The sequence below is a fragment of the Streptomyces sp. NPDC058375 genome, from assembly GCF_042723425.1.
Lineage (GTDB): Bacteria > Actinomycetota > Actinomycetes > Streptomycetales > Streptomycetaceae > Streptomyces > Streptomyces durocortorensis.
Genome location: NZ_JBHXJG010000090.1, coordinates 1 through 26,383 on the forward strand (window position 1 = coordinate 1; position 26,383 = coordinate 26,383).

Here is a 26,383-nt window from a genome sequence, read left to right on the forward strand (position 1 = left end):
GCTCTCACCCGTTCACGAGCAGGATGCTCACGGCAGGACCGGCGGCTCGGCGGCCCGTTCCCCCTCGGAGAGCTCGACGAACGAGAGGTCGAGCGCGCACTCCGCCGGGATGTCGGCGGCGGAGGTCGCGCACTTCTCGGGCCCCGCCACGCTCTGCCCGTTCACCTCGGGCCCGCCCGCCTGGCGCTTGCCCGTCTCGATCTTCCCCTCCGGGCCGCCTCCGGGAGCCGGCGCGGTGGCGGGGGCGGCGGGCCGGTCAGCGTCCGTGACATCCGGCGAGGACGAACAGGCCGCTGCGCCGACCGTGGCGCACAGGACGAGTGCGGCCGAGGCCGCGACGGTACGAAGTCGCATGGAAGTCCCCCCTACGCGGATGCCCGGAGATCCGGATCATCAGTCGATCCACGGTGCCACAGAGGGGGGTTGGGAGGGCGGAGAACGGGTGAAGAAGGCGGGCAGAGTGCCTCGTCAGCCGACCGGCAGCCCCGGCGCCGGGTGGGCGTCCATGAGGTCCTTCACCTCTTCCCGCACCTTCTTGATCGCCGTCTCGTCGCCCGTGCGTGCCGCGTCGACCGTCGTGGTGATCCAGGCGGCGACCGTACCCATCGAAGAGGCCGGGATGCCCCGGGAGGTGAGCGCCGGGGTGCCGATGCGGATGCCGGAGGGGTCGAAGGGCTTACGGGGGTCGTAGGGGACAGTGTTGTAGTTAACGACGATGCCCGCGCGGTCGAGGGCCTTGGCGGCGGTCTTGCCGGGGACATCCTTGTTCGTGAGGTCGATCAGCAGGAGGTGGTTGTCGGTGCCACCGGAGACCAGGTCGAAGCCGCGGGCCGCCAACTCCTCCCCCAGCGCCCGGGCGTTGGCCACGACCTGGTGGGCGTAGGAGCAGAAGCCGACGGTGGCGGCTTCGCCGAGGGCGACCGCGATGGCGGCCGTGGTCTGGTTGTGCGGGCCGCCCTGGAGGCCGGGGAAGACCGCGCGGTCGATGGCGCGGGCGTGTTCGGCGGTGGAGAGCAGCATCGCGCCGCGCGGCCCGCGCAGGGTCTTGTGGGTGGTGGTGGAGACCACGTCCGCGTGACCGGCGGGCGAGGGGTGCGCGCCGCCCGCGATCAGGCCGGCGATGTGCGCGATGTCCGCGACCAGGACGGCCCCCGTCTCACGGGCGATCTCCGCGAAGCCCGCGAAGTCGATCGTGCGGGGAACGGCCGTGCCGCCGCAGAAGATGAGCCCCGGCCGTTCGGCGAGGGCCAGGTCGCGGACCTCGTCCAGGTCGATCCGGCCGGTGTCGCGGCGGACCCCGTACCGGACGCCGCGGAACCAGCGGCCGGTGGCCGAGACGTCCCAGCCGTGCGTGAGGTGGCCGCCCATCGGGAGGGACATGCCGAGGACGGTGTCGCCGGGCTGGAGGAAGGCCAGGTACGTGGCGAGGTTGGCCGGGGAGCCGGAGTACGGCTGGACGTTGGCGTGGTCCATCCCGAAGAGGGCCTGGGCGCGGCGGACCGCCAGGGTCTCGACCTGGTCGATGATCTGCTGGCCCTCGTAGTACCGCTTGCCGGGGTAGCCCTCGGAGTACTTGTTCTGCAGCACGGTGCTCGAGGCTTCGAGCACGGCGGCGGAGACGTAGTTCTCGCTGGGGATCAGGCGCAGGGTGTCGGCCTGGAGCCGCTCCTCCGCACCGATCAGGGCGGCCAGTTCCGGGTCGGACGCGGTGAGGGCCGGATGGCGGGGTGTGGGGGCGGGGGTGAGGGTGGCGGCGGTGTCGGTTGCGGGCCGGGCGGTCATGGAAGAGGTCCTTCCGGGTCGGCCGCTGTACGCGGCGTGGACCCGGATGCCCAGGCGGACGGCTCTCCGGAGATGACGCCCCGGGCGGGCCCGGGGTGTGCCGCTTCCTCGTGGTCGGTTCCACGGAGCGCCCCTGCCGGGGCACGCGCCAGTCGCGGCGTTCGGCAGTTTAGGGGGCGGGGTGGGGCGACGGTGGCCCGACGCACGAAGAGGCCACCGTGAACGTGCGTGATCGGCGACAGAACGGGGCAGATTCCCGGTGACTTTTCGGCTCGGCGGTGGGGGGACCGTATGGAGTCCGGTGATCGGTATGCGGGTGCGGGCCAGGGGGCCAGGGGCAGCGGGGGCGGGGACAGCGGGGACGTGCCGCCGCTTCGGGAAGGGCCGCCCGGGGACGTGCCCCCGCCGCCGGAGAGGCCTCCCGGGTTCGGGCCGCCCGGGTTTGGTCCGCCCCCGCCGGACGGGCCGCCCGGAGACGTGCCGCCGCCTCCCTCTCGTGCGCCCTCCGTCGGGCCGCCGCCGCCCGGGGCTGCCCTGCGGGCGGTCGCCGTCGCGTTGCTCAATCTGACCGGGCTCGGGCTCGGTTACGCCCTGTTGGGGCGCTGGGGGCGGGCCGCGGTGTGCTGGGCGGCCACGGCGGTGCTGTTGTGGGTGGCGTTGCCCGCCGATCCGGACGGGGCGCCCGGGGGCGTGCTCGTCGGGTATCTGCTCGTGGTGGTGCTCGCCGCCGTCGACGGGGGACGGATCGCCCGGCGTGCGGAGCCGGCAGGGGCGTGGCGGCCCGGGCTGGCGGTCGGGCTGGGCGTGGTGCTGCTGGCCGTGCCGGCGGGCGGGGCGGTGGTGTACGGCTCCGCTCGGGACGAGGCGCGGGAACAGATGCTGCTGGACCGGCTGGCGGCCGGGGACGAGCGGGCCGCCACTGCCTCGCGGCAGCCGTTCGTTGCGGCGAAGGGTGAGTACGGGAAGGCCCTCGACGTCTATCGCGCGCTCGGCGAGGACCATCCCGGCTCGCGGGCCGCGAAGCTCGTCCCGGACCGCCTGAAGGCGTACTACGACGCCGTCTCCGCCCCGTACGCGAAGAAACAACACTGCGAGGCCGTCGCGCCGTTGACCTACCTGCGGTCGTTGCCGGACTCCGTGGACGGGAAGCTGTTGGGCGACCTGGCCGCCTGGCCCGACGAGCCGCTCGCCGTGTCGCTCTACGGGTGCGGTGTCTCGCGTCTGGGAGGGGCGGGCGGCAGCAGTGGTGGTGGGAGTAGTGGCAGCGGCGGCGCGGAGTTGGGCGAGTTGTTGCGTACGTTCCCCGATTCCGCCTCCGCGCGGCAGGTGGGGCCCGCCATCGGCGAGCGGATCAAGGCCCAGGTCGCGGCGTTGAAGGGGGACGAGCCGTGTGCGGCCACCCAGGTGCTGCGCAGCCTCGGCACGACCGCGTCCGAACTCCCCGCCGAGAGCGTGAAGGCACTGCGCGCCGATGCTGACAGGGGCGTCAGGGACGGGGTGTACGCCTGCGGGGTCGACCAGTTCGAGGACGAGAAATTCGGCGACGCCCGCACGACGCTGACCGACTTCGCACGGACGTACAAGAGCGACGGACGGGCACGGCAGGCACGGAACATCGCGATAGCCGCGGAGATAGCCGACGACCGGCCGGCCGCGGGCAAGCGGCTGCCGCCGTCGAAGCGGCCCGGCGGGGCCCGGATGGAGCTGGTCATCAGCAATGACGCCCCGAACACGGTCGAGGTGCTCTACACCGGCCCGGTCACCGGCACCGTCACGCTGAAGGCCTGCGCCGGCTGCGAGCGGTACAGCGCCGCCGAAGGCCAGCGGCGGGCCTGCAAGGCGAGCGGCCGGAGCTACCCGAAGGCACGGCTCCGACTTCCCGCCGGGGAGTACCACTTCCTCTACAAGCACGGCACGGGCGCGACCTCCCGGGTGGACAGCTACTCCTCGGGGTCGAGCATCCAACCGGGCTACACCTACACCAGTTGCACCTACGTCATCGAGCGCGATCCGTTCGGGCTGGACCTGCCCCTCCTCCCGGATCCGGTCGAGCCGGTGCTCAGCCCCCGGTGACCTTCGTTCCGGCCAAGAGCGGCTTCAGCAGCGGATCCGGCGGGCTTGCGACAGTGAACCGGCGGGGCGAGCTCCGGCGGTTGGGGCGAGGTGGGGAGGATCGCCTGGCCTCGCCGGCCCGGCCGCCCGCCGTCAGGCCGAGGCGCGTTTGCGGGAGGACGCCGTCTTCTTCGCCGCGGTGCCGCCGCTCGACGACGTCTGCTTCTTCGCCGCGGTCTTCGTCGCCGTCTTCTTCGCGGTCGTCCGGCCCCCGCTGCCCCCTCCGCTCCCCCCGCTTCCGGTGGTCTTCTTCGTCGTCGATGTCGACTTCTTCCCGCCGGTGGACTTGGGGGCCGACTTCTTCGTCGTGGAGCTTCCGGAGCGGCTGACCGTCTTGCCGGTCGGGGTGCGGTGCGTGCTCTTCTTCGTGGTCTGCGCGGACGACTTCCCCGACGTCTTCCCGGCGGACTTCCCGGACGTCTTCCCGGACGTCTTCTTGATGGGGTGGACGTCAGCGATGTCGCCGTCGTCCTCGTCCTCCGCCCCGGCCCCCTCCTCGCCCCGGGACTTCTTGGCCGCCTGCACGCTGTTCTCCAGGGCCGCGATCAGGTCGATGACCTTGCCGCCGCCGGCGTCCCCCGACTCGGCCGGACGCACGCTCTCGCCGGAGGCCTTCGCGGCGATGAGCTCCTCCACCGCCTCCCGGTAGTCGTCGTGGAGGCTGTCCATGTCGACCTCGCCGAGGGTGTCCATCAGGGCGTCCGCCAGGTCGAGTTCGGCATCGCGGACCGTGACGTCACCCTCCGGCGCGACGCCCTGAGGGGCGCGGATCTCGTCCGGCCACAGCAGGCCGTGCATGGCGATCACGTCGTCCACGACGCGCAGCATGCCGAGCCGTTCGCGGCCGCGCAGGGCGTACTTGGCCACGGCGACCTTATTGCTGCGCTTGAGGGCCTCGCGGAGCAGGGTGTACGGCTTGGCGGCCGGGACGCCGTTGGCGGAGAGGTAGTACGCCGCGTCCATCTGGAGCGGGTCGATCTGGTCCGCGGGCACGAAGGCGACGATCTCGATGGTCTTCGCCGTGGGCAGCGGGAGCTGGGCGAGGTCCTCGTCGGTGATCGGGATCATCGTGCCGTCGGCGTCCTCGTAGGCCTTGCCGATGTCGCCGCCGGTGACCTCTTCCTCGTCCAGTTCACAGACCTTGCGGTACCGGATCCGGCCACCGTCGGCGAGGTGGATCTGCCGGAAGTGGATCGAGTGGTTCTCGGTGGCGTTGACCAGCTTGATCGGGATGCTGACCAGCCCGAAGGAGATCGCGCCGTTCCAGATGGACCTCACCGTTCACCCCTTGTCGACCGTCGACCTCTACGGACTCTGTGGCGGTTGGAGCCTCTTTGGCATGGATGGCATGGTTTCGTGTGATTCTTATCGTATGACGCCGATCACCGAGGTGGAGGGGCGACGGGTCTCGCTCAGCAATCTCGACAAGGTTCTGTATCCGGCCACCGGGACGACCAAGGGCGAGGTACTGCACTACTACGCGGCCACCGTGGGCGGCGTGGTCCTGCCCCATCTGCGCGACCGTCCCGTGTCCTTCCTGCGGTATCCGGACGGGCCGGGCGGCCAGCTCTTCTTCACCAAGAATCCGCCACCCGGTACGCCCGCCTGGGTGGGTACCACCCCCGTGCCCCGGAGCGAGGACCCGGGCGCCCGGCAGGTGGTCGTACGGGATCTGGCCTCGCTGATGTGGGCGGCCAACCTGGTGGTGGAGTTCCACACTCCGCAGTGGCGCACCGATGCGCCGGGGATCGCCGACCGGATGGTCTTCGACCTGGATCCCGGCTCCCCCGCGACCGTCGTCGAGTGCTGCGCGGTGGCGCTATGGCTGCGGGAGCGGCTGGCTGCCGACGGGCTGCTCGCGTACGGGAAGACGTCCGGGTCCAAGGGGCTGCATCTGCTGGTTCCGCTGGAGCCCACGCCGTCCGGCGAGGTGTCCGCGTACGCGAAGCGGCTCGCCGTGGAGGCGGAGGAGGCCCTTCCGAAGCTGGCCCTGCACCGGATGAAGCGTGCCCTGCGGCCGGGCAAGGTGTTCGTCGACTTCAGCCAGAACTCCGCGTCGAAGACCACCGCCACGCCCTACACCCTGCGCGCCCGGCCCGAGCCCACCGTCTCGGCCCCCGTGACCTGGGACGAGATCGCGGGATGCCGGGAGGCCGGGGCCCTGGTGTTCCGCGCCGAGGACATGGGCGGACGGCTGGACCGGTACGGGGATCTGCTCGCCCCGCTGAACGACCCGGAACAGGGACGTCCGCTGCCCGAGTGACACTCCCCGACGCCCGGGGCGGCCTCGTTCACAGGGGCCTCACGGCCGGAACGTCTTGATGGGGTCATGACCTGGTTACGGGCCGAGGAAAGGCCACAAGTGGCGGGTGGATTGTCGGATCGGTGGTGCACACTCTGCGCAGGCGCTTTCTACGGGGCGCGCCGGGAGGGGTGTGACGGACTGGGCGCCGCCACGGGGCGCGCCGGTCCGGGCGCTGTCGTGATCGCGGGGAGGGGATGGCGTGTTCTCGGGGATCGACGAGGTCGACTGGGCCTCGATGGAGCATGCCTACGGGCCTGCCGACGATGTGCCGCAGCTCCTGCGGGGGCTGGCGTCCGACGATCCGGCGGAACGGGAGGCCGCGCTCGACGGCATGTACGGCGCGGTGCACCATCAGGGCGATGTGTACGCGTGCACCCTCGCGTGCATCCCGTTCCTGTTCGAGCTGGTCGTGGACCCGGGGGTGCAGGACCGGGGCAGCGTGGTCGAACTGCTCACCAGCATCGGCGGCTTCGACCTCGACGAGGACGACGAGGCGGAGTTCGACGAGGACGAGATCGAGGGCGCCGCGAACTACGCGATGGCGGCGGCCGCGGTCACGGCGGGCGCGGGGGTGTTCTTCGAGCTGATCGCCGACGAGGATCCCGGGGTGCGGCTCGCGGCCCCGCTGGCCCTCGCCACCCTGCACCGGCACCCCGTGCGGGTGCTCGCGCTGCTGCGCGAGCGGCTGCCGGTGGAGCCCGAGGAGGAGGTACGGCTCGCCCTCGTGGAGGCGGCCGGGCGGGTCGCGCTGCGGCACCGGCCGCTGGCGGGGCGGGTCGCCGAGTGGCTGAACCGGCTGGCGGGACGGGCGCACTCCCCGGGGCTGCGGCTCGCGGCCCTGGCCCAGCTGGCGCGCTGTTCGCCCGACGGGCTGCCCGGCGATGTGGTGCCCGTGGTCTCGGGGCTGCTGCGCGAGATGCGTTCGGCGCCGGAGGAGTGCGCCGGCCCGGAAGGGGACGCCGCGCGGGAAGGCGCCCCCGCGCGGGACGGGATCGAGCCGGGCCCCGAGCGGGCCCCGGGCGCGGAGCCGTTCGTCCCGGGGTCGGTGGGCGCGGGGTCGGAGGACGCGGAGTCGGAGGACGCGGAGTCGGAGGACGTACGGCCAGTAGACGTACAGCCGGCGGACACACAGCCGATCGACCCAGGACAGGTGGACGCGCAGCCCGCCGCCGCGGAACCGGTGAACGTACAGCCGGTCACCACCGAACCCCTCACCGCCGAGCCCGTGACTGCCCAACCGGTGCCCCCCGAACCGGTCGACGCGGAGGCCGTGACCGCGGCGGAGACCTGTCGGGGCGAGCACGTCGTGACGCCGACGCTCGTGGGGCAGCTGTGGTCGCCGGCCGCCCAGGAGGACGCCGGACGCGGCGCCCCCTGGGCCGCCGACCTCCTGCGCACCCTGCACGTCGGTCTCGACGACCGGGTGGGCGACCGCACGGCGCTGCTCGCCGACCAGTTGCGCAGCCCCGACCGCCGGCAGCGCATCGACGCCGTACGGATGAGCGGCGGGCTCATACGGGCCTGGCGCGGCCCGTACGAGGAGTTGGTGGCGCTCGTCGGCGAGCAGCTCTCCGACCCCGAGCCCCGGCTCGCCGAGGCCGCGTCCCATGTGCTGGAGGAGCTGTTCGGCCTCGCCGCGCCCGCCGCGGACGCCCTGGCCGCCCGGCTGGCCGCCGATCCCGGTGGCTGGGTGAAGACCTGGGCCAGTGGTCCGCCCGGGCTCGGCTCCACCGTGAAGGCCCTGGCCCGGCTCGGTGACGCCCGGGCGGTGCCCGCGCTCGCGGCGGCCCTGGAGCTGCCGCAGGTGGCGCACGACGTGGGGTTCGCGGTGGGGCACCTGGGGGCGGCGGCCCGGCCGCTCGCCGGGGCACTGCGGCGCAGGCTCGCGGAGGTGGCGCTCGACGAGGGCGCCTACGACCGGGCGAGCCCGCTGCTGGCCGGGCTGACCGGGCTGCGGGCGGGCGAGGCGGCCCCCGAGGTGCTGCGGGTGCTGCGCGGGGCGCCGGAGTACCGGGGCGAGTGGCTGCGTACGGCGGCGCTCCGGGCGCTCGGTTCGTTCGGGCCCGCCGCGCGGGAGGCCGTCACGGAGCTGCGAGCGCTGGTCCGCCGCCCGGGAACGGCGTCCGCGACGGAGGCGGCCGAGGCGCTGTGGGCGGTCTCCGGGGATGCCGAGGCGGTGCTGCCGGCGCTGATCGAGGGCCTCGGGTCGGACCAGGTGCACGACCGGCGGGCGGCGGCGGTGGCGCTGGGGGCGCTCGGGCCGCGCGCCGCGGTGGTCGCGCCCCGGCTGCGCGGGCTGCTGGCGCACGAGGAGCTGTGGCTGCGGGTGGACGCGGCGATCGCGCTGTGGGAGGTGTCCGGCCGGCCGGAGGAGACCACCGAGGCGCTGCTCACCGCCTGGGAGCGGAGCCGCCATGTCCGGGTCCGGGTGGCAGAATGCCTGGCACGGATGGGGCCGGTCCCGCAGGGGTCGGCCGCGGCACACGTCCTGCGGAGCGAACTCGCCTCCGTACGCCGTCACAACGCGATGGACGGCGGGTACGGCAGTCATGACATCCACGAGGACGAAAAGCTCCTGGCGTTGTGCCGGCAGGCACTCCGTGGGACGGGGAAAGGGACCACGACATGATCATTTTTGGTACCAAGGGCTACCTCTACCAGCTGGCCGTCCTGACGATGGTGTGCGGCTGGTGCGGCAATCCGGCGGCGCACACCCTGCGCAAGCGGGTCACGAAGTTCACGCTGTTCTTCGTGCCGCTGTTCCCGTTCTCGACGAAGTACGCCACGCAGTGCACGTTCTGCGGCGGGGAGCGGCAGATACCCAAGGAGGAGGCGGACCAGCTGCTCGCCCAGGCCGCGGCCGGGCAGGACGGCAACGCCTACGGTCAGGCCCCGCAGCAGCCCGGCGTCACGCCGCCCGGGCAGAACCCGTACCAGCGCTGACCCGACCCTGACCCTGCCCCGAGCGCCGATCCTGCGGCGACCGTAGAGCCACGCACCGTCACACGGTGGTGCGAACCGGGCATTGCGCGCGGACATCCGATTAGGGTGTGAGACCGCTGTCGTCGGAGGAGGAGGCGAGAGTTGCGTCCGCACCGCGCCCCGGCGGCGACCCGCACCGCCGTGCTCGCCGTCGCCGCGCTCGCCCTGCTGTCCGGCTGCGGCGCGGCGGGCGGGCTGAAGAGCGCGGGGGACGCGCCGTCGGCCGTCGAGCCCAAGAGCCTCTGGCCGGACCTGCCGCCCGCCTCCGCCGCCCCGTACGACTACGGCGAGGGCGAGACCGCACAAATCCCGGGGATCCGGGTGACCGGCGGTGATGTGCGGCGGCTGGATCCGGTGGCCGTGGCACAGGCCGGTCTGAAGGCGAAGACGGACCGGGACAGCGGCCTGGACGAGCTGCCGGACGGCACGGTTCGGCAGATCGAGGCGTGCCGGACCGCCCCGGACGACTGCCCGGTCCTCCCGCCGTACTACCGCGATCTGACCGGCGACGGCAGGGACGAACTGGTGCTCGGCATCCGGATGCCCGACCGGCAGCTCGCCGTGCGCGTCTACATGCCGGACGGGGGCGGGCTGACCCGGATCATGTCCACGTACGACGCCGTGATCAGCGTGGAGCTGGCGGGCCGGGACCTGATCATGCGGGCCCCCTCGGTGATCCCGGGGTACGAATACCGCACCGCGTGGTCCTGGGACGACCGGCAGCGCGCGATGCTGCCCACCCGGGACGAGATCCTGCGCACGCCCGAGCACCGGAAGGGGCCCTGGCCGAAGCGCACGCCCACGAGCCCGGCGACAGGCGAGCCGACCGGCACACCGACAGGCCCTGCCACGCCGACGCCGTCCGCCGACACCACCACCAACCCGGGCCCGTCGACGCCCTCCGACTCCCCCGCAGGGACGCGATGAGACGTCGGCGCCGGTTCCGCTCGCCCTCCTGGACCGCGAGCCTCACCTGGAAGTCCGCGGTCTTCCTGACCGGCATGTGCTGCACCCTGGCCGCCCTCCTCGGCCTCCTCGTGCACACCGCGGTCACCCGGCAGACCGTCGAGCACGCCCGCGAGAAGGCGCTGGCCCGGCTGGAGGTCGTCACCGACGCGTACGAGGCCGGGGAGCCGCTGCCCCGGGGCTCCGGCATCGACCCGCCGGGCCTGCCCGCCTCGCTGCGCGCCCTGGCCGCGGACGGCGAGCGGGGCACCGCCGTCGCGGACGGGCCGCACCCGCCGGGCGACCCGGACGGGCAGGGCGGGCCCGCCATGTGGGCGGCCGGCCCGGCGGACGGGCGGGCACTGGCCACCTGGACGGACTACAGCCACAACGCCCGCACCATCGCGGGCCTCGACCGGGCGATCATCGGCTCCTCGCTGCTGGCCATCGCCGCCACCCTCCTCGTCGGACTGTTCGCCGTCGGCCGGGTGACCCGCAGGCTCCATCAGAGCGCCCGGGTGGCCCGCCGGATCAGCGCGGGCGACCTCGACGCCCGGGTGAAGGACCCGCGCACCGCGCGTCCGGTCCGCGCCCAGGACGAGGTGGCGATCGTGGCGGGCGCGCTCGACACCATGGCCTCGACCCTCCAGCGCAAGCTCCAGACCGAGCAGCGGTTCACCGCCGATGTGGCGCACGAGCTGCGCACCCCGCTGACCGGTCTGTCGGCCGCCGCCGAACTGCTGCCGCCGGGCCGCCCCGCGGAACTGGTGCGCGACCGGGTGAAGGCGATGCGGGCGCTGACCGAGGACCTGTTGGAGATCTCCCGCCTCGACGCCCGTACCGAGCAGGTCGACCTCGCCGTGCACGATCTCGCGCCGGTGGCGGAGCGGGTCGTCCGGGCGTCGGGCACCGACACCGAGGTGCGGGCGAGCGGCGCGGCCCGGGTGGAGACGGACCGGCGGCGTCTGGAGCGGGTGATCGGCAACCTGGTCGCCAACGCCCATCGGCACGGGGGTCCTCCGGTGGTGCTGAGCGTGGACGGCCCGGTGGTCTCCGTACGCGATCACGGCCCGGGGTTCCCGGCGTATCTGCTGGACGGCGGGCCGCAGCGGTTCCGTACGGACGGAGCGGGCAAGGGCCACGGTCTCGGGCTGACCATCGCCCTCGGGCAGGCCCAGGTCATCGGCGCCCGGCTGGACTTCGGCAATCCGCCGGACGGCGGCGCGCTCGCCCGGTTGACCCTGCCGGAGTACGTCAGGCTCGACGAGGGTGATTCCGACGGGAATCCCGGTGGTGACGGGGGTCCGGGCGGTTCGGACGACCCGGACGGCTCAACGGGGAGCGTACCTCACGCATCGTGACGCGTTGCAGACCGTGAGTGGCGAATTTAGCGTGACGATCACGAGCCCAGCTCGTGCCCCCCACGGTCCCTTTCCTCATCGCATGGAGGCAGCATGTCCCCCCTGTCCCGCCCCTCGCGGCTCCGCCGGCTCGGTCTCTGCGTGGCCACCGGCACGCTCGCGGCGCTCACGGCCGCCGCTCCCGCCGCACTGGCGGCCGACCCCCAGCCCGTCGGCCAGCGCGCGGAGGCCACCGCTCCGGACCCGACGTCCGACGAGCTCTCCGCCTCGGCGATGCAGCGCGAGCACGAGGCGCAGCAGAAGGAGGCCCGCCAGGAGGCGCAGCAGCAGGGGCAGGCACGCCCCCAGGCGCCGAAGCGGACCTACAAGGGACGGGTCGTCGCCAAGCCGTACCTGCTGCTCCGTGACAAGCCGACCCGCAGCAGCCGCGTCGTCGGCTCGGTCAAGTACGGCTCGTACGTCAACATCTTCTGCAAGACGAAGGGCGACAACGTCAACGGCAACAACCGCTGGTACCTGCTGACCGACGGCACCTGGGCCTGGGGCTCGGCCCGCTACATCGAGAACGTCGGCTCCGCGCCGAAGTGGTGCTGACGCACCCTCACCCGCACACCCGTCCGCCCGTGGAGCCCGGCCCCGCAGCCGGGAGCTCCGCGGGCGGACGCGCGCTCCGATGGGCTCTGACATGAGCAAAGATGTGACATAAGGGAAATACCGTCCACCTCTTGCTACGTTGCGGAGCATGACCGCAACGACGGCGGACGCTCCCCCGCCCGAGCTCCGCCTGCCCAAGCGGCGCGGGGTGGAGCTCGCCCTCCTCGTCGGGGCCGTCCTGATCTCCGTCTTCGGCTACGCGGCGGTCGGCCTCACCCACGACAGCGCCGTGCCTCCCGATGTCGCCGGGTACGGCGCCGGGCTCGGGGCGCTCGCGCTGCTCGCCCATGTCGCGGTCCGTTTCCGGGCCCCGTACGCCGATCCGCTGCTGCTGCCGATCGCCGTCCTGCTCAACGGCCTCGGCCTGGTGCTGATCTACCGGCTCGATCTGGAGACCCCGAGGGACCAGGCCGCGCCCACCCAGCTCGTCTGGTCCACGCTCGGCGTCGCGCTGTTCACCGCCGTGGTTCTGCTGCTGCGCGACCACCGGGTGCTCCAGCGGTACGCGTACCTCTCGGTGGCCGCGGCGCTGGTGCTCATGATCGTGCCGATCTTCTTCCCGGCGGTGAACGGGGCGAAGATCTGGATCCGGATCGGCGGACTCTCCTTCCAGCCCGGGGAGTTCGCCAAGATCCTGCTGGCGGTGTTCTTCGCCGCCTATCTGGCCGCCAACCGCAACGCGCTCGCGTACACCGGCCGCACGGTGTGGAGGCTGCAACTGCCCTCCGGCCGGGTGCTGGGGCCGATCGTGGCGATCTGGCTGCTGAGCGTCGGGGTGCTGGTGCTGGAGCGCGACCTCGGCACCTCGCTGCTCTTCTTCGGGCTCTTCGTGATCATGCTGTACGTGGCGACGGGCCGGACCGGCTGGATCGCGGTCGGCCTGCTCCTGGCCGCCGTCGGGGCGTTCGTCGTCGGCTCCTTCGAACCGCACGTCCACAGCCGGGTGCAGGACTGGCTGGACCCGTTCGCCTCGATCGACGCGGGGCGGGGGCCGGGCCAGCTCGCCCAGTCGCTGTTCGCGTTCGCGGCGGGCGGGATGCTGGGGACCGGGCTCGGGGCCGGCCAGTCCATCCTGATCGGCTTCGCCGCCAAGTCCGACTTCATCCTGGCGACCGCCGGCGAGGAGCTGGGGCTGAGCGGGCTGACCGCGATCTTCCTGCTCTACGCGCTCCTCGTGGCGCGCGGCTACCGGGCCGGGCTCGCCCTGCGCGACCCGTTCGGGCGGCTGCTCGCCATCGGTCTCGCCTCGATCCTGGCGCTCCAGGTGTTCGTGATCGCGGGCGGGGTGATGGGGCTGATCCCGCTGACCGGGATGGCGATGCCGTTCCTGGCGCAGGGCGGTTCGTCCGTCGTCACCAACTGGATCATCGTGGCGCTGCTGATCCGGGTCAGCGACGTCGCCCGCCGGCCCCACCCGGAGCAGGTGGAGACCGGGGTCGTCGCGGCGGCCGGGGAAGCCGGGGAGGAGGACCGGTGATCCGCTGCATCCGGCGGGCCGCCGCCTTCTGTCTGCTGCTGCTCGTGGCGCTGCTCGTCAACGCGGCCCGCGTCCAGCTCTTCGAGGCCGACGAGCTGGACGACAACCCGGCCAACCGCCGGAGCAGCATCGCCCGTTACGACCAGCCGCGCGGCAACATCCTGGTCGGCGACCGGCCCGTGACCGGCAACAAGGAGACCGGCGAGCAACTCAGCTTCGAGCGCACGTATCTGCACGGCCCGCTGTACGCGCCGGTGACGGGGTACGCCTCGCAGACGTACGGCACCACGCTGATCGAGAACGCCGAGGACGATGTCCTGTCCGGTACGGACTCGCTGCTGGCGCCGCTGCCCTTCTGGAACGAGTTCACGCGGGGCCGGCAGCCGGGCGGCGATGTCGTCACGACCATCAAGGCGTCGATGCAGCAGGCCGCGTACGAGGGGCTGCGCGGGCGGCGTGGTGCGGTGGCGGCCCTGGATCCGTCGACCGGCGCGATCCTGGCCCTGGTCTCGACCCCGTCGTACGACCCCGAGCGGCTGTCCGGCACCGGTGCGGCGGTGACCGACGCGTGGGCCCGGCTGAACGCGGCCAAGAGCCTGCCGATGCTCAACCGGGCGATCCGGCAGACCTATCCGCCGGGCTCCACCTTCAAGATCGTGACGGCGGCGGCGGCCCTGGACTCCCGGGCGGTGACGGACGCCGACGCGGCCACGGACACCCCGTCGCCGTACGTCCTGCCGGGGACGCAGACGACGCTGCCCAACGAGGCGAGAGGCTGCGAGAACGCGTCGCTGGCGGACGCGATCCGGGTCTCCTGCAACACGGTGATGGCGCACCTGGGGGTGGAGGTCGGCCTCGACGGGATGGTGGAGACGGCGGAGAAGTTCGGCTTCAACGACACCGGGCTGCGCATCCCGTCCGGGGTGGCGCGGAGCAACTTCGACACGGACATGAGCGAGGACCAGGTCGCGCTGTCCTCGATCGGGCAGTTCAACACGACGGCGACCCCGCTCCAGATGGCGATGGTGGCCTCGGCGGTGGCCAACGGCGGGGATCTGCGCCGGCCGCATCTGGTGGACCGGGTGACGACGAACGACGGGGACACGGTCCGGCAGCAGGGGTCCGAACCGTACGAGCGGCCGATGAACCCGGCGACGGCCGTGCAGCTCCAGCGGATTATGGTCGAGGTGGTGGAGAACGGCACCGGGTCGAACGCGGCGATCGACGGGGTGAAGGTCGGCGGCAAGACCGGCACCGCCCAGCACGGCGTCGACAACTCCGGGTTGCCGTACGCCTGGTTCATCTCCTGGGCCCAGGCTCCCGACTCGGGCCGCCCCGCCGTCGCGGTGGCGGTGGTGGTGGAGGACGCCGCCGCCGACCGGGCCGACATCAGCGGCGGCGGCAGCGCGGCCCCGATCGCCCGGGCGGTGATGGAGGCGGCGTTGGAGGAGTGAGCCGCCCGGCGTCGGGCGGTGCGGGCAGACTGGGGCCATGACGGGTACGACCTCCGCCGTGGCGCGGGCCCTGGAGCGGATCGAGCGGCTGGACCCGGCGCTGCACGCGTTCATCGAGGTCTGGCCGGACGAGGCGCTCGCCCGGGAACGGGAGGCCGTGGCGCGGCGACTCCCCCTGGGCGGGGTGCCGTTCGCGGTGAAGGGCCCCTCCGGCATCCGCTCGCACGCGGCCCGCCGGCTGATCGCGGCGGGCGGAATCCCGGTCGGCGCGACGTCGGTGCCCGGGCCCGGCACCCACTGGCAGACCTGGGGGCAGGGCGCGCACGGCCGTACGGTCAACCCGTGGCGCGCGGACCGCACGCCGGGCGGCTCGTCGGCCGGGTCGGCGGTCGCGGTGGCGGCGGGGATGGTGGAGCTGGCGACGGGCAGCGACGGGGCCGGTTCGGTGCGCATCCCGGCCGCCTGGTGCGGGGTGTTCGGGCTGAAGACGACGAACGGGCTGCTCCCCTCCCCCGACCGGTCCGGGCTGGCCTCGGCCGGGTTGCTCGCCCGGTCGGCGGCGGCAGCGGAACCGTATCTGCGCCAGGTCCTGGACGGGTACGAGCCACCCGCCGCCCCGCCCCTCCCGCTTCCCGCCGTCTACAGCGAGGACCTCGGCTTCGCGGACGTGGATCCGGAGGTGGCCGCCGTCGTCGGCAGGGCCGTGGACCGGCTCGTCGCGGCGGGGACCGTACGCCTGCTGGACCGCGACGCCGGGCTGCTCGACCCGGTGGGGGCCTGGACGGCGGTACGGGGCGGGGCGCCGGGCGACCCGGAGGCGGTGCGGGTGCGGCGCACGAACGACGAGCGGCTGGACGACCTCTTCGCCGCCGCGCCCCTGCTGCTGACCCCGGTCACGCCGAACCGGCCGCACGGGCACGAGGGTCCGGGCACCGTCTACTCCACCGCCCTGACCTGGGCGTTCAACCTGAGCGGCCATCCGGCGGCCAGCCTGCCCGCCGGATTCACCGGAGACGGCTGCCCGGTGGGGCTCCAGGTGGTGGCGGCGCGCGGGGCGGATGTCTCACTGCTCGGAGCGGCCCGCGCGGTGGAGAACGCGTTGCCCACCGTGCGGCCGTGACCAGCCGGGAACGCTCGACGACGGCCTTCGGCGCGGCTTCGGCGCCTGCGTGAACACGGCCCGACCGGGCGGGCGTTCCCTCTCCCGTACGCACCCTGCCTGGCCTACGTGAACACAGCCCCACCCGGCGGACGGGTGGGGCGCTCCGGCCCCGCCCGGACCGCGGCGGGTCAGCCGATCGGCCGGCGGATCTCCTCGCGGATCTCGGCGGTCTCGGCCGCCGCAGCCTCCAGGTCGATCGCCGTGGGGTCCTTGAGGGCCGTGTCCGGACGGATGATCCCCACCGACGCCCCGGTGTTGCCGTCGGCCCAGGCGCACATCGGGATGTTCGCCCTGACGCCGTTCTGGTTCGACTGGAGCACCTGGCACTCCAGCGTGATGTCGTGACCGGCGGGGGTGAACTCCTTCGGGGGGACGGCGACGGTCGCGCCCTGGCCTTCGGCTCCGCCCTCCATCATCTTGCCGGTCATGGCCTCCGGCTCGGTGAACCGCCCGTGCATCCCGGAGATCACCAGGGCTCCGCCCTTGGCCGAGCCGTACTGGCCGACGACGGCCTTCGCGTCCCGGACGGTGGGGTCGTACATGTCCTCGATCTTCTTGCCCTCGGACGACGACAGGTCCTGGGCGAGGGTGAACTCGCCGTCCAGCACCTTCTGCCGCAGGACGAGCTCGTACTCGGCCTCGGGGAACGCCGCGTCGGAGGCCCTCCCGACCAGCTGGGAGACCCCGTAGGTGATTCCGCCCGCCGCCAGGACCGCGCCGGCCACGATCCCGACGATCAGCGCGGGCCGCTTCTTCCGCTGCGGCTGCGGTCCTTGCGGCGGCCAGCCGGCCGCGCCGGGGCCGCCTGCACCGGGTATGCCGGGCTGCTGCCCCCAGCCGGGCTGCCCCCAACCGCCGCCGCCCTGCTGGGGCGGGGCCGGAGGCTGCTGCGGGTAGCCGTAGGGCTGCTGCGGCTGGTCATAGGGCTGTTGCGGCTGTGCCCCGGGAGTGGCGGCCGGCGGGCCGTAGGGGTTCTGCTGGGGCGAAGGCGGTCCGTACGGGCCCTGCGGCGGGGTGGTCATGCGCTCACGGTACGACACGTTTGCGAACGGAATTTCGACGCGGCCGAAATCGGTACCGGGCCGGGACGGACCGCTCTCTCCGCCCTCCCCGGCCGGACGCCCCGCCGCACCTCACCCCACGGCTCACCCCAACGGCTCGCGCCTGCGCAGCCATTCCTCCGGCGCCCCGGCCGTCCCGGTCGCCGCCCCGATCACTCCCCCGGTGATGGCGCACGTGGTGTCGACGTCGCCGAGGCCCTCCGCGGTCGCCCAGAGCGCCGCCTCCAGGTCGTCCCCGTGGCGGGCCGCGGTCCACAGGGCGAAGGGCACGGTGTCGTCGGCCCGGATGCGCTGCCCGTTGCCGAGGAGGTCCGCGGCCTTCCACGGTTTCGTGGTGAACGGCGTCCGGGCCGCGCGCCGCACTCCGTCGCGTACCGGCCCCTCGGGCGTACGTTCCGCGACCGCGTCCAGCGTCAGTTCGCCGCGTGCCGAAAGCGCCGCCGCCACGGCGACGGCCACCGCGCCCGCGATGCCGTCCGGGTGGGCGTGGGTGACCTCCGCCGAGAGCGCGGCCTGCTCCACGACCCGGTCCAGGTCCTCGTGGAAGCGGGCCCCGAGCGGCGCGACCCGCATGGCCGCGCCGTTGCCGAGGCTGCCGCCGTCGAAGAGCCCTGGGGCCAGGGTGCGCCAGTCGGCCGGGGCGGTGAGGAGCTGGGGCAGCAGGAGGTGCATGCCGTGGCCGTAGCCCCGGGCCTGGTCGGCGTCGAAGGCCAGCGCGTAGCAGAGCGCCAGGTGGTCCTGGTCGACGTGGCCGTGCTCGTCGAGGGAGCGGTGCAGGGCGAGGGCGAGGGCCGTGTCGTCGGTCCAGTGCCAGAGCGGCTCGGGCGGGGTGCGGCGGGCCCGGATCTCGTTCACGGCCTGCCGGGGTTCGCGGAAGAGCGGGAACCAGCGCTCCCCGAACGCGTCGCCGAGCGCGAGGGCTTCGAGACTGCGGCGGGCGGCGGTGGCTGCGGGCGGGTTCGTCGTCATAGCGGCATCGTGCCGCCGCGACCCCATGGCGTACATCCATTATCGGCCCGGAGTGGCTGCACGAGCGGGCGCGGGGAGACCGGGACAGCGGGCCGCACGCCCCATCGCCTCCGCCGAGGCTGAGGCGGCGGGCGCGGGGAGCCCGGGACAGCCGGCCGCCCGCCCCCGCGCAGCGGCTCCTCAGGCGGCGTCGGCAGCCTCCGTCGCCCCCGCTCAGGCGGCGTCGGCCGCTCCCTCGCCGATCGCCTCCGCGACCTCCGCCACCCGGGCCTCCTCCTCGACGGCGAAGCGTTCGCGGTCCAGTTGCTCGGCTATCTCCTCGTCCTGCGACATCAGCAGGTCGAGGTTGGAGTCGCCGAGTTCGAGGACGCCCATGTCGACGTACGCCTTCTGGAGGCGCGGGCCCCACAGGCCGATGTCCTTGACGCACGGGACGATGCGGCTGAAGAGCAGCTTCCGGAAGAGCTGAAGGTACTCCGAGTGCTCCGAGAGGTCCTTCGCCTCCTGCTTGCCGATGCCGAAGTTCTCCAGGACCTCGACCCCGCTGAGCCGGTCGCGCATCAGGTAGCAGCCCTCGATGACGAACTCCTCGCGCTCGCGCAGTTCGGCGTCGCTCAGCTGCTTGTAGTAGTCGCGCAGGGCCATCCGCCCGAAGGCGACGTGCCGGGCCTCGTCCTGCATGACGTACGCGAGGATCTGCTTGGGCAGCGGCTTGGTGGTGGTGTCGCGGATCATTCCGAAGGCGGCCAGCGCCAGGCCTTCTATGAGGACCTGCATCCCGAGGTACGGCATGTCCCAGCGGGAGTCGCGCAGGGTGTCGCCCAGCAGCCCCTGGAGGTTGTCGTTGACCGGGTAGAGCATGCCGATCTTCTCGTGCAGGAACCGGCCGTAGATCTCGGCGTGCCGGGCCTCGTCCATGGTCTGCGTGGCGGAGTAGAACTTGGCGTCCAGGTCGGGGACGGACTCCACAATGCGCGCCGCGCACACCATCGCGCCCTGCTCGCCGTGCAGGAACTGGCTGAACTGCCAGGAGGTGTAGTGCTTGCGCAGCTCGCCCCGGTCCTTCTCCGTCATCTTCGTCCAGTGCGGAGTGCCGTACAGCGTGAGCGCCTCGTCGGGGGTGCCGAGCGGGTCGGCGGGGTCGACCTCCAGGGACCAGTCGATGCGCTTGTTGCCGTCCCACTGCTTGTCCTTGCCCTTCTGGTAGAGCGCGAGGAGGCGTTCGCGGCCGTCGTCGTAGTCCCAGCTGAACCGGGCGGCTCCGGTGGCGGGGACCTGCCAGGTCGGTTCGGCGGGCGGGGTGGTGTAGAGGTCATGGGTGGACACGGACGGCTCCTTCGCCTCGACTGGATCGACGTGATCGACGTGATCGACAAGTTCCGTGACGCAGGGGGCGGTTGAGCGCGCGCAACAGCCCCCTCTCCGGCAGGTTCACACGTTGGTAGACATCGGGTCAACAAGTCGCACGGAACCGTGTGCGAGGGATTGACGGCCTTGCTGACAGGCAGTCTCATAAGAGGTGACCGCCGGTAACTCCCGTGCCCGGCAACCCCTGTGTGAGGTGCTCCCGCCATGACGACCGCCACCGCTCGCGATGTGACCGTCCTCCGCGACGCCCTCGGGCCGCTCCGCGACCGCGAGCAGATCGCCCTGCGGCTGCTCGAATCCTCGGCCAAGCACTCCTTCGACCCCGACACCGAACTCGACTGGGACGCGGCCGTCGAGGAGGGCAGGTGGTTCTGGCCGCCGGAGCTGCTCTCGCTGTACGACACCCCGATGTGGCACCGGATGTCGGAGGAACAGCGCCTGGACCTCTCCCGCCACGAGGGCGCGGCGCTGGCCTCGCTCGGCATCTGGTTCGAGATCATCCTGATGCAGCTGCTGGTCCGGCACATCTACGACAAGCCCGTCACCAGCAACCACGTCCGCTACGCGCTCACCGAGATAGCCGACGAGTGCCGGCACTCGATGATGTTCGGCCGCATGATCGACTGGGGCGGCGCCCCGACGTACCCGGTGCCGCGCGTCTACCACAACCTCGCGCGGGTCCTGAAGACCGTCTCCACCACCCCCGGTTCGTTCGCCGCGACCCTGCTCGGCGAGGAGATCCTCGACTGGATGCAGCGCCTGACCTTCCCGGACGAGCGGGTGCAGACACTGGTGCGCGGCGTGACCCGGATCCATGTCATCGAAGAGGCCCGGCACGTCCGGTACGCCCGGGAGGAGCTGCGCCGCCAGATGGTGACCGCTCCCCGCTGGGAGCGGGAGCTGACCAAGGTCAGCTGCGGCGAGGCGGCCCGGGTGTTCTCGGTCTGCTTCGTGAACCCGCAGGTGTACGAGAACGTCGGCCTGGACCGCCGGGAGGCCGTAGCCCAGGTGAAGGCGAGCGGCCACCGCGCGGAGGTCATGCAGTCCGGCGCGAAACGGCTCACCGACTTCTTCGACGACATCGGGCTGCTGAACGGCGTCGGCCGCCGGCTGTGGCGAAGCTCCGGTCTGCTGGCCTGAGGTGTACCGGCGGACACCCTCTAGTCTCGGTGGCATGACCTCCACCGCCGCAGCCCCGCCGCCGCCCCGTGCGACGTACCGCAGGCTCAGTGTCGAGGAGCGGCGCGCCCAGCTGCTGCTCGCCGCGCTCGGCCTCTTCGCCCACCGGGCGCCCGACGAGGTCTCGCTCGACGAGGTGGCGGTGGCGGCCGGGGTGTCCCGGCCGCTCGTCTACCGCTACTTCCCTGGCGGGCGGCAGCAGTTGTACGAGGCCGCGCTCGGCTCGGCGGCCGACGAGCTGACGCTGTGCTTCACCGAACCGCCGGTGGGCCCGCCCACCGAGCGGGTCGCCCGGGTCCTGGACCGCTACCTCCGCTTCGTCGACGAGCACGACACCGGCTTCAGCGCCCTGCTGCGCGGCGGCAGCGTCGTGGAGACCTCCCGTACGACGACGATCGTGGACGGAGTGCGCCGGGCGGCGGCCGACGAGATCCTGCGCCACCTCGGGCGGTTCGGCGGGGCCGGGGAGCGGCCCGCCGGGCCGAGGCTGCGGATGATGGTGCGCAGTTGGATCGCGGCCGTCGAGGCTGCCTCGCTGATGTGGCTGGACGACGGGAAGCAGCCGGCCGCGGCCGAGCTGCGCGGCTGGCTGGTCGACCACCTGATCGCGCTGCTCGCCGCGACCGCCGCCACCGACCCGGAGACCGCGGCGGTGGTGAACGACCTGCTGGCACTGGAGACCTCCGACGGCCCGGCCGGACAGCTGGCGGAACGGGTGATTCCGGTCGTCGCGGAGGCGGCGCACCTGCTGCCCGCGTCCCCTGCGTCAGACTGACCGGGTGAAGAGCGAGAACACCCCTTTCCGCGGCGGCCCCCTGGACGGCCGGGTCCTGCCGATCCTGCTGGGCCCGACCGGCCACCCGCCGAAGTGGTACGAGGTCCCGGTGCCCTCCCCCGACGGCGGCCCCGCCACCGTGTACGCCTATCAGCGGGTTCCGGCCGGCTACACCAAGCGGCTCGGGCTCCAGCGCGGCTGGGTGTACGAGTACGCCCCCGGCGGCCGGGAACACCGCACGCTCAAGTGGCCCTGGTCCAAGCCGCCGAGCCGCGACTGAGGGGCGACCGAGCGGCGGACGGGCCGTGAGGGGGGCGCGGGCGGACCACCGCTGAGGAGCGCACAGGGGCGCGGGCGGGCCCCAACCGGGCGGCGGACGGGTTGCCCGTGGGGCGCAGGCCCTAAGATCGACGGTCAGGCGCCGGGGACGGGCCGTCCGGTCGCCGTACAACGGTCACAAGGGGGTGCGCCATGGAGGCGCTGCGTCAGGACGATCCACGCCGCTTCGGCCGCTTCACCGCGCTGGCCCGCTTCGACGAAGGCGCGAGCGCCGTGCGGTACGTGGCCCGGGACACCGCGTCCGGCGAGGTGGCCCTCGTCACCGCCGCGCGCCCCGAGCTGGCCGCCGTCCCCGTCTTCAGCCGCCGGTTCCAGGCCGAGGCCCGCACCGCCGAACGCCTCGCGGGCGGCTGGGTGGCCCCTCCCCTGGACCCCGGCGACACGGCGGAGACGCCCGCGGACGAGGCGGAACTCCTGTGGACGGCGGCGGGTTACGTCCCCGCGCTGCCGCTGGCCGAGGCGATCGGGATCGCCGGTCCGCTGCCCGAGCGGGCGCTGCGGATACTGGGCGCGGGCATCGCCGAGATCCTCTCCCGGGTGCACGCCGCCGGGTCCGTGCTCCAGGGCCTGGCCCCCGGCACGGTGTTGCTGGCCGCCGACGGCCCCCGCCTCACCGCCTTCGGCCCGCTGGGCGCCGCCGCCTCGGCGGAGGCCGGGCCGGGCGGCCAGCTGTCGGTACGGCTGGGCTATCTGACGCCCGAGCAGATCGAGGGCAAGGAGGTCTCGGCCGCCTCCGACCTGTTCGTGCTGGGGCTGCTCCTGGCGTACGCGGCGACCGGGACGACCCCGTTCACGGAGGGCCCGGCCGAGGAGGCCGCCCGCCGGATCGCCGAGGACGAACCCGAACTCGACGCCGTACCGGAGGCGTTGCGCGAGCTGATCGCGAACTGCCTGGCGAAGGACCCGGACCTGCGGCCCTCGGCCGGCACGGTCGCCGCCGAACTGGCCCTGGAGGGCGCGGCGGGCCTGGCCCGGGGCGGCTGGCTGCCCGAACCGCTCGCGGCGGCGGTCGCGGACCAGGAGGCGCGGGTCCTGGCGCTGGAGGTGCCGGAGGAGGGGGACGCGGCGGCGGAGCCCGGGGAGGCGGATGCCGCTGCCGCCCCCGAGGACGCCCGGGCGCTCCGGGAGCCGGAGGGTGCGCGCAAGGCCCCGGAGCCCGAGGACGTGCGGCCGTCGGACGCGCCGCGACCGGTCGAGGCCTCCGCGACCCCCGAACCCGCCCAGGCCCCCGCCACCCCGGAGCCCGAGGACGCCCGGCCGCTGCCCGCGCCGCCGGTGGAAGCGCCCGCGCTCCAGAAGCCCGACGACGCCGCCGCGCCCCAGAGCGACGGGGACATCGGTGAGGACCGGGGCACCACCCGGTTCCTCAACACCGGGCCCCGGCCGCCGCAGAACGACCGGCCCACCACCCAGCTCGCGCTCCCCCACGAACTCACCGCGCCCGCACCGCCTGCGCACCCCGCGCCGCCGGCCGCACCGCTCGCCCTGCCCGCCGCCCCCTTCGCCCCGCAGCAGGGCCACACGCACGGCGGGCCCGCCCCGTACCCCGCCGCCGCGCTCCCGGCCGGGCCCGCGGGGCCGGGCGGTCCCGGACAGGGGCCGATGGTGTCGTTGCCGCTGCCGCCCGCACCGGCCCCGGCGCCCGACCCCGCCGCGAGCCGCCGGACGCTGCTGACCATCGCGGCGGCGGCCGTCGGCGGGCTGATCGTGGGCGGCGGTTCGGTCGCCGCGCTCGGGTCCGGGGACACCGCGGTGGCGACGGACGACAAGCCCGCGCCGAAGCCCCGCCGTACGCTCCCGGGGCAGGCCCCCGACCCGCGCTGGATCTACGCGCACCCGGCCTCCGAGTCGGCCCCGCTCACCACCGCCCTCTGGCAGGACAAGCTGCTGGTGGTGACCAGCGAGAGCCAGGCCAGCGCCGTGGACCTGCGTACCGGCAAGCGGCTGTGGCAGCGCGCGGACGGGGCGAAGGGGCAGGCCGCGCTGGCGGCGGGCGCCGATCTGGTCTTCGTGGCGAGCCCGACGGAGTTCCTGTGGCTGTCGCCGAAGAGCGGCAAGGTCGTGCACCGCGTGCGTTACACGGAGGCCTTCGACGACCTGCCGGGCCTCACCGTAGGGCGGCTGGCCGGGAGTTCCGGGCCGGCCATCTGGTTCACCGGGTCGCACACGGTCACCGAGAAGGCCCCGAAGCCGAAGAAGGGCAAGAAGAAGGGCAAGGACAAGAAGGTCGTCGAGGCCTACTTCTTCGCGTACGACATCGTGCAGCGCAAGGAGCTGTGGCGTACCTCCGTGCCCGCGGGCCGCGACCCCGGCACCCCCGCCTACCGGGTGGTCGCGGAGCGCTCCGCCGACGTCCTCGTACGGCAGGACGCGGTGAGCCTGACGGCGGCCGAGGTCAAGAAGGCCAAGGGGAAGGGGTCGGTCCGCTCGTTCGACCAGAAGACCGGCAAGCTGCTGTGGACGAAGCAGTACGGCGCGGCCTCCCTGGAGGCCGCCACCACCGGCGACGAGGACGGGACGCTGTACGCGGCGGTCGGCCAGGACCTCCAGGCCTTCGAGGCGGACACGACGAAGCCGCTGTGGCGCGTCGAGGGCAGTGACGACTCGCGGTTCGGCACCCCGTTGATCGCCGGGCCCCTGATCCACACCACCGAACGCAGCCGGCTGGTCGGCGCGGTGGAGCGGGAGAGCGGCCGACTCGTGTGGCGGCGCTCCACCGAGGTGCCGGGCATCGGCAACGCCCCCTCGCTCACGCTGAGCGGCAGCGAGAAGACCCTGATCGCCGCCGACGCGATCCAGGTCACGGCGTTCTCGGCGGCCGACGGCGAGCGGCTCTGGAAGTTCCAGGACATCGGGTCGGCCGATCCGAAGGGGGAGACGGTACGCGCGTCGTACCGGGCGCTCGCCTTCGGCGAGACCGTCGTCGTCCAGCGGGACAGGTCCTTCTACGCCTTCCCGGTGGCCTGAGGCAGGCGGACGCCCTTCCGTCATCACCGCCGCCGTCCGGGGGATGCCCCGGGCGGCGCGCCGCGCGGTGCTTGCATCACCCGACACCGAGTGACCGGATTAATAGGATTCGCTCACTTAAGGACGGGTCCGTAGCCGGGCCGCGTCTCCGTCACGGAGGTGATGTCGTGTCAGGCAAGCTCCTGCGCGCGGTCTGCACGGCCGTGCTGACGACGGCGCTCACGGTCTCGCCGGCCACCGTCGCATCGGCCGAGCCCGGCCCCGTACCGTCCGAGGAAGCCGACGCGACGGACACCACGGACGCGGACACGGAGACGGAGACAACGGATGCGGACGCGGACGCGGAGGACGGGGACACGGCGGACACGGACGCCGTCGAGGTCGACGCCGAGACCGCCCTCGCCGCACCCGAGGCCCCCAAGAGCGTCGCCGCCCTCCTCCGCGAGCTGCAGACCCGCTACCAGGCGGCGGAGGAGGCGAGCGAGACCTACAACGCCACCGCCGAGAAGCTGAAGCAGCGCACCGCGCAGGTGAAGAAGGTGAACGGGGACCTGGCGAAGGCCCGGGCCGCGCTGGAGGTCAGCCGCGGGGACGCCGGGCGGCTGGCCCGGGAGCAGTACCAGGGGCGTACGGAGTTCTCCGCGTACCTCCGGCTGCTGCTGGCCGACGACCCCCAACGTGCCCTGGACCAGAGCCATGTCGTGGGGCGGCTGGCCGCGAACCGCGCGGCGACGGTGGACCGGCTGACCGATGCCGCCCGGCGGGCCGACACCCTGGCCGCCGCCTCCCGCAAGGCGCTGGACCAGCAGAAGAAGCTCGCCGCCCGGCAGAAGAAGCAGCGCGACGCCGTGAACAGCAAGCTCAGGGAGGTCGAGGGGCTGCTCGCCACCCTCTCCGAGGAGCAGATCGCCCAGCTCGCCGGTCTCGAACAGCAGGGGGTGGACAAGGCCCAGCGCGAACTGGTGGCCTCGGGGGCGCTCAGCTCCACCCGGCCGCCCACCCGGCAGGGCGGCGGCGCCGTGGCGTACGCGGTCCGGCAGATCGGCAAGCCGTACGTGTGGGGGGCCGAGGGCCCCGACTCCTTCGACTGCTCCGGGCTCACGTCCCAGGCCTGGTCGGCGGCGGGCCGGGAAATCCCGCGCACCTCGCAGGAGCAGTGGAAGCAGCTCCCGAGGGTGCCGGTGTCCGCCCTGCGCCCCGGGGACCTGGTGATCTACTTCCCGAAGGCGACCCACGTGGCGCTGTACATCGGCGACGGCCTGGTGGTGCAGGCCCCCCGCCCCGGCACGAAGGTCAAGGTCTCACCGCTGGCCTCGAACCCGCTGCTGGGGGCCGTCCGCCCCGACCCCGGCGGCGCCCCGCTGTCCACGTACACCCGCCCGGAGCTGCCCGAGGGCGCGCGGGACGGTTCGGACACGGGGTACGGCACGGACGCGGCGCCCGACGCCCCCTAGAGGGACGGGCTCGGCGGCCGGACCGGCGGTGCGGGTC

21 protein-coding genes are annotated in these 26,383 nt (G+C 73.6%); 15 read left to right on the top strand and 6 right to left on the bottom strand.

Annotation, left to right across the window (positions count from 1 at the left end; all coding sequences use genetic code 11):
* Positions 1-27: 27 nt before the first annotated feature.
* Together ACFWM7_RS16885 and glyA are read right to left on the bottom strand one after the other, a co-directional pair.
* Positions 28-354, bottom strand: a complete 327-nt coding sequence (locus ACFWM7_RS16885; protein ID WP_383261044.1) for a hypothetical protein — start codon at positions 352-354, stop codon at positions 28-30.
* A 114-nt stretch (positions 355-468) separates the two neighbouring features.
* Positions 469-1,782: a serine hydroxymethyltransferase gene (glyA, locus tag ACFWM7_RS16890; protein ID WP_383261046.1), complete on the bottom strand. Its 1,314-nt coding sequence runs from the start codon at positions 1,780-1,782 to the stop codon at positions 469-471.
* 477 nt (positions 1,783-2,259) lie between these two features.
* Between glyA and ACFWM7_RS16895 the strand changes: the two genes are divergently transcribed.
* Positions 2,260-3,855 carry a hypothetical protein gene (locus ACFWM7_RS16895; protein WP_383261048.1) on the top strand — a complete coding sequence of 532 codons (1,596 nt, stop codon included), beginning with the start codon at positions 2,260-2,262 and terminating at the stop codon, positions 3,853-3,855.
* 132 nt (positions 3,856-3,987) lie between these two features.
* Here the strand turns inward: ACFWM7_RS16895 and ACFWM7_RS16900 are convergent, their stop codons facing one another.
* Positions 3,988-5,172, bottom strand: a complete 1,185-nt coding sequence (locus tag ACFWM7_RS16900; RefSeq protein WP_383261051.1) for a Ku protein — start codon at positions 5,170-5,172, stop codon at positions 3,988-3,990.
* Between the two features lie 94 nt (positions 5,173-5,266).
* On the opposite strand from ACFWM7_RS16900, the gene ligD reads away from it, so the two are divergent.
* The 9 genes from ligD (at position 5,267) to ACFWM7_RS16945 (ending at position 16,192) form a co-directional block, all read left to right on the top strand.
* Positions 5,267-6,157: a non-homologous end-joining DNA ligase gene (gene ligD, locus ACFWM7_RS16905; protein WP_383261053.1), complete on the top strand. Its 891-nt coding sequence runs from the start codon at positions 5,267-5,269 to the stop codon at positions 6,155-6,157.
* 241 nt (positions 6,158-6,398) lie between these two features.
* Entirely contained in the window at positions 6,399-8,828 is a 2,430-nt protein-coding gene (locus ACFWM7_RS16910) for a PBS lyase (RefSeq protein ID WP_383261054.1), read from the top strand.
* Entirely contained in the window at positions 8,825-9,142 is a 318-nt protein-coding gene (locus ACFWM7_RS16915; protein WP_065491185.1) for a zinc-ribbon domain-containing protein, read from the top strand. Before ACFWM7_RS16910 ends, ACFWM7_RS16915 begins: the two co-directional genes overlap by 4 nt.
* A gap of 141 nt (positions 9,143-9,283) precedes the next feature.
* The gene (locus ACFWM7_RS16920) at positions 9,284-10,108 is read left to right on the top strand and encodes a hypothetical protein (protein WP_383261056.1); all 825 of its coding nucleotides are present in this window, start codon (positions 9,284-9,286) and stop codon (positions 10,106-10,108) included.
* Positions 10,105-11,487: an ATP-binding protein gene (locus ACFWM7_RS16925; RefSeq protein WP_383261058.1), complete on the top strand. Its 1,383-nt coding sequence runs from the start codon at positions 10,105-10,107 to the stop codon at positions 11,485-11,487. The genes ACFWM7_RS16920 and ACFWM7_RS16925 overlap by 4 nt, the downstream gene beginning before the upstream one ends.
* A 93-nt stretch (positions 11,488-11,580) precedes the next feature.
* Positions 11,581-12,081, top strand: coding sequence for an SH3 domain-containing protein (locus tag ACFWM7_RS16930; protein ID WP_383261059.1), 501 nt, complete (start codon positions 11,581-11,583; stop codon positions 12,079-12,081).
* Positions 12,082-12,229: 148 nt separating this feature from the next.
* Complete coding sequence (locus ACFWM7_RS16935; protein ID WP_383261060.1) at positions 12,230-13,618, top strand: FtsW/RodA/SpoVE family cell cycle protein; 1,389 nt, start codon at positions 12,230-12,232, stop codon at positions 13,616-13,618.
* The gene (locus ACFWM7_RS16940; protein ID WP_383261061.1) at positions 13,615-15,072 is read left to right on the top strand and encodes a peptidoglycan D,D-transpeptidase FtsI family protein; all 1,458 of its coding nucleotides are present in this window, start codon (positions 13,615-13,617) and stop codon (positions 15,070-15,072) included. The genes ACFWM7_RS16935 and ACFWM7_RS16940 overlap by 4 nt, the downstream gene beginning before the upstream one ends.
* 37 nt (positions 15,073-15,109) lie before the next feature.
* Positions 15,110-16,192, top strand: a complete 1,083-nt coding sequence (locus tag ACFWM7_RS16945; RefSeq protein ID WP_383261062.1) for an amidase — start codon at positions 15,110-15,112, stop codon at positions 16,190-16,192.
* 170 nt (positions 16,193-16,362) lie between these two features.
* Here ACFWM7_RS16945 and ACFWM7_RS16950 read toward each other — a convergent pair whose 3' ends face one another.
* The 3 genes from ACFWM7_RS16950 to ACFWM7_RS16960 form a co-directional block, all read right to left on the bottom strand.
* Positions 16,363-17,256 (bottom strand): hypothetical protein, encoded by an 894-nt coding sequence (locus ACFWM7_RS16950; protein ID WP_383261063.1) that lies wholly within the window; start codon positions 17,254-17,256, stop codon positions 16,363-16,365.
* Between the two features lie 123 nt (positions 17,257-17,379).
* On the bottom strand, positions 17,380-18,264 hold the full coding sequence (locus ACFWM7_RS16955) for an ADP-ribosylglycohydrolase family protein (RefSeq protein WP_383261065.1): 885 nt from the start codon (positions 18,262-18,264) through the stop codon (positions 17,380-17,382).
* Between the two features lie 213 nt (positions 18,265-18,477).
* The gene (locus ACFWM7_RS16960; RefSeq protein WP_383261066.1) at positions 18,478-19,590 is read right to left on the bottom strand and encodes a ferritin-like domain-containing protein; all 1,113 of its coding nucleotides are present in this window, start codon (positions 19,588-19,590) and stop codon (positions 18,478-18,480) included.
* Positions 19,591-19,836: 246 nt separating this feature from the next.
* Here ACFWM7_RS16960 and ACFWM7_RS16965 point away from each other — a divergent pair, with 246 nt between their 5' ends.
* The 5 genes from ACFWM7_RS16965 (at position 19,837) to ACFWM7_RS16985 (ending at position 26,346) form a co-directional block, all read left to right on the top strand.
* On the top strand, positions 19,837-20,772 hold the full coding sequence (locus ACFWM7_RS16965; protein ID WP_383261067.1) for a diiron oxygenase: 936 nt from the start codon (positions 19,837-19,839) through the stop codon (positions 20,770-20,772).
* A gap of 34 nt (positions 20,773-20,806) precedes the next feature.
* The gene (locus tag ACFWM7_RS16970; RefSeq protein WP_383261069.1) at positions 20,807-21,586 is read left to right on the top strand and encodes a TetR/AcrR family transcriptional regulator; all 780 of its coding nucleotides are present in this window, start codon (positions 20,807-20,809) and stop codon (positions 21,584-21,586) included.
* Between the two features lie 4 nt (positions 21,587-21,590).
* Positions 21,591-21,866, top strand: coding sequence for a hypothetical protein (locus tag ACFWM7_RS16975; RefSeq protein ID WP_086779598.1), 276 nt, complete (start codon positions 21,591-21,593; stop codon positions 21,864-21,866).
* Between the two features lie 191 nt (positions 21,867-22,057).
* Entirely contained in the window at positions 22,058-24,892 is a 2,835-nt protein-coding gene (locus tag ACFWM7_RS16980; protein ID WP_383261071.1) for a PQQ-binding-like beta-propeller repeat protein, read from the top strand.
* Between the two features lie 167 nt (positions 24,893-25,059).
* Positions 25,060-26,346: an NlpC/P60 family protein gene (locus ACFWM7_RS16985; RefSeq protein ID WP_383261072.1), complete on the top strand. Its 1,287-nt coding sequence runs from the start codon at positions 25,060-25,062 to the stop codon at positions 26,344-26,346.
* Positions 26,347-26,383 lie beyond the last annotated feature (37 nt).

Coding starts and splice junctions, on each gene's coding strand:
- ACFWM7_RS16925 (WP_383261058.1), top strand. CDS start 10,105: ATGAGACGTCGGCGCCGGTTCCGCTCGCCCTCCTGGACCGCGAGCCTC.
- ACFWM7_RS16915 (WP_065491185.1), top strand. CDS start 8,825: ATGATCATTTTTGGTACCAAGGGCTACCTCTACCAGCTGGCCGTCCTG.
- ACFWM7_RS16970 (WP_383261069.1), top strand. CDS start 20,807: ATGACCTCCACCGCCGCAGCCCCGCCGCCGCCCCGTGCGACGTACCGC.
- ACFWM7_RS16965 (WP_383261067.1), top strand. CDS start 19,837: ATGACGACCGCCACCGCTCGCGATGTGACCGTCCTCCGCGACGCCCTC.
- glyA (WP_383261046.1), bottom strand. CDS start 1,782: ATGACCGCCCGGCCCGCAACCGACACCGCCGCCACCCTCACCCCCGCC.
- ACFWM7_RS16945 (WP_383261062.1), top strand. CDS start 15,110: ATGACGGGTACGACCTCCGCCGTGGCGCGGGCCCTGGAGCGGATCGAG.
- ACFWM7_RS16950 (WP_383261063.1), bottom strand. CDS start 17,256: ATGACCACCCCGCCGCAGGGCCCGTACGGACCGCCTTCGCCCCAGCAG.
- ACFWM7_RS16980 (WP_383261071.1), top strand. CDS start 22,058: ATGGAGGCGCTGCGTCAGGACGATCCACGCCGCTTCGGCCGCTTCACC.
- ACFWM7_RS16935 (WP_383261060.1), top strand. CDS start 12,230: ATGACCGCAACGACGGCGGACGCTCCCCCGCCCGAGCTCCGCCTGCCC.
- ligD (WP_383261053.1), top strand. CDS start 5,267: ATGACGCCGATCACCGAGGTGGAGGGGCGACGGGTCTCGCTCAGCAAT.
- ACFWM7_RS16930 (WP_383261059.1), top strand. CDS start 11,581: ATGTCCCCCCTGTCCCGCCCCTCGCGGCTCCGCCGGCTCGGTCTCTGC.
- ACFWM7_RS16885 (WP_383261044.1), bottom strand. CDS start 354: ATGCGACTTCGTACCGTCGCGGCCTCGGCCGCACTCGTCCTGTGCGCC.
- ACFWM7_RS16955 (WP_383261065.1), bottom strand. CDS start 18,264: ATGACGACGAACCCGCCCGCAGCCACCGCCGCCCGCCGCAGTCTCGAA.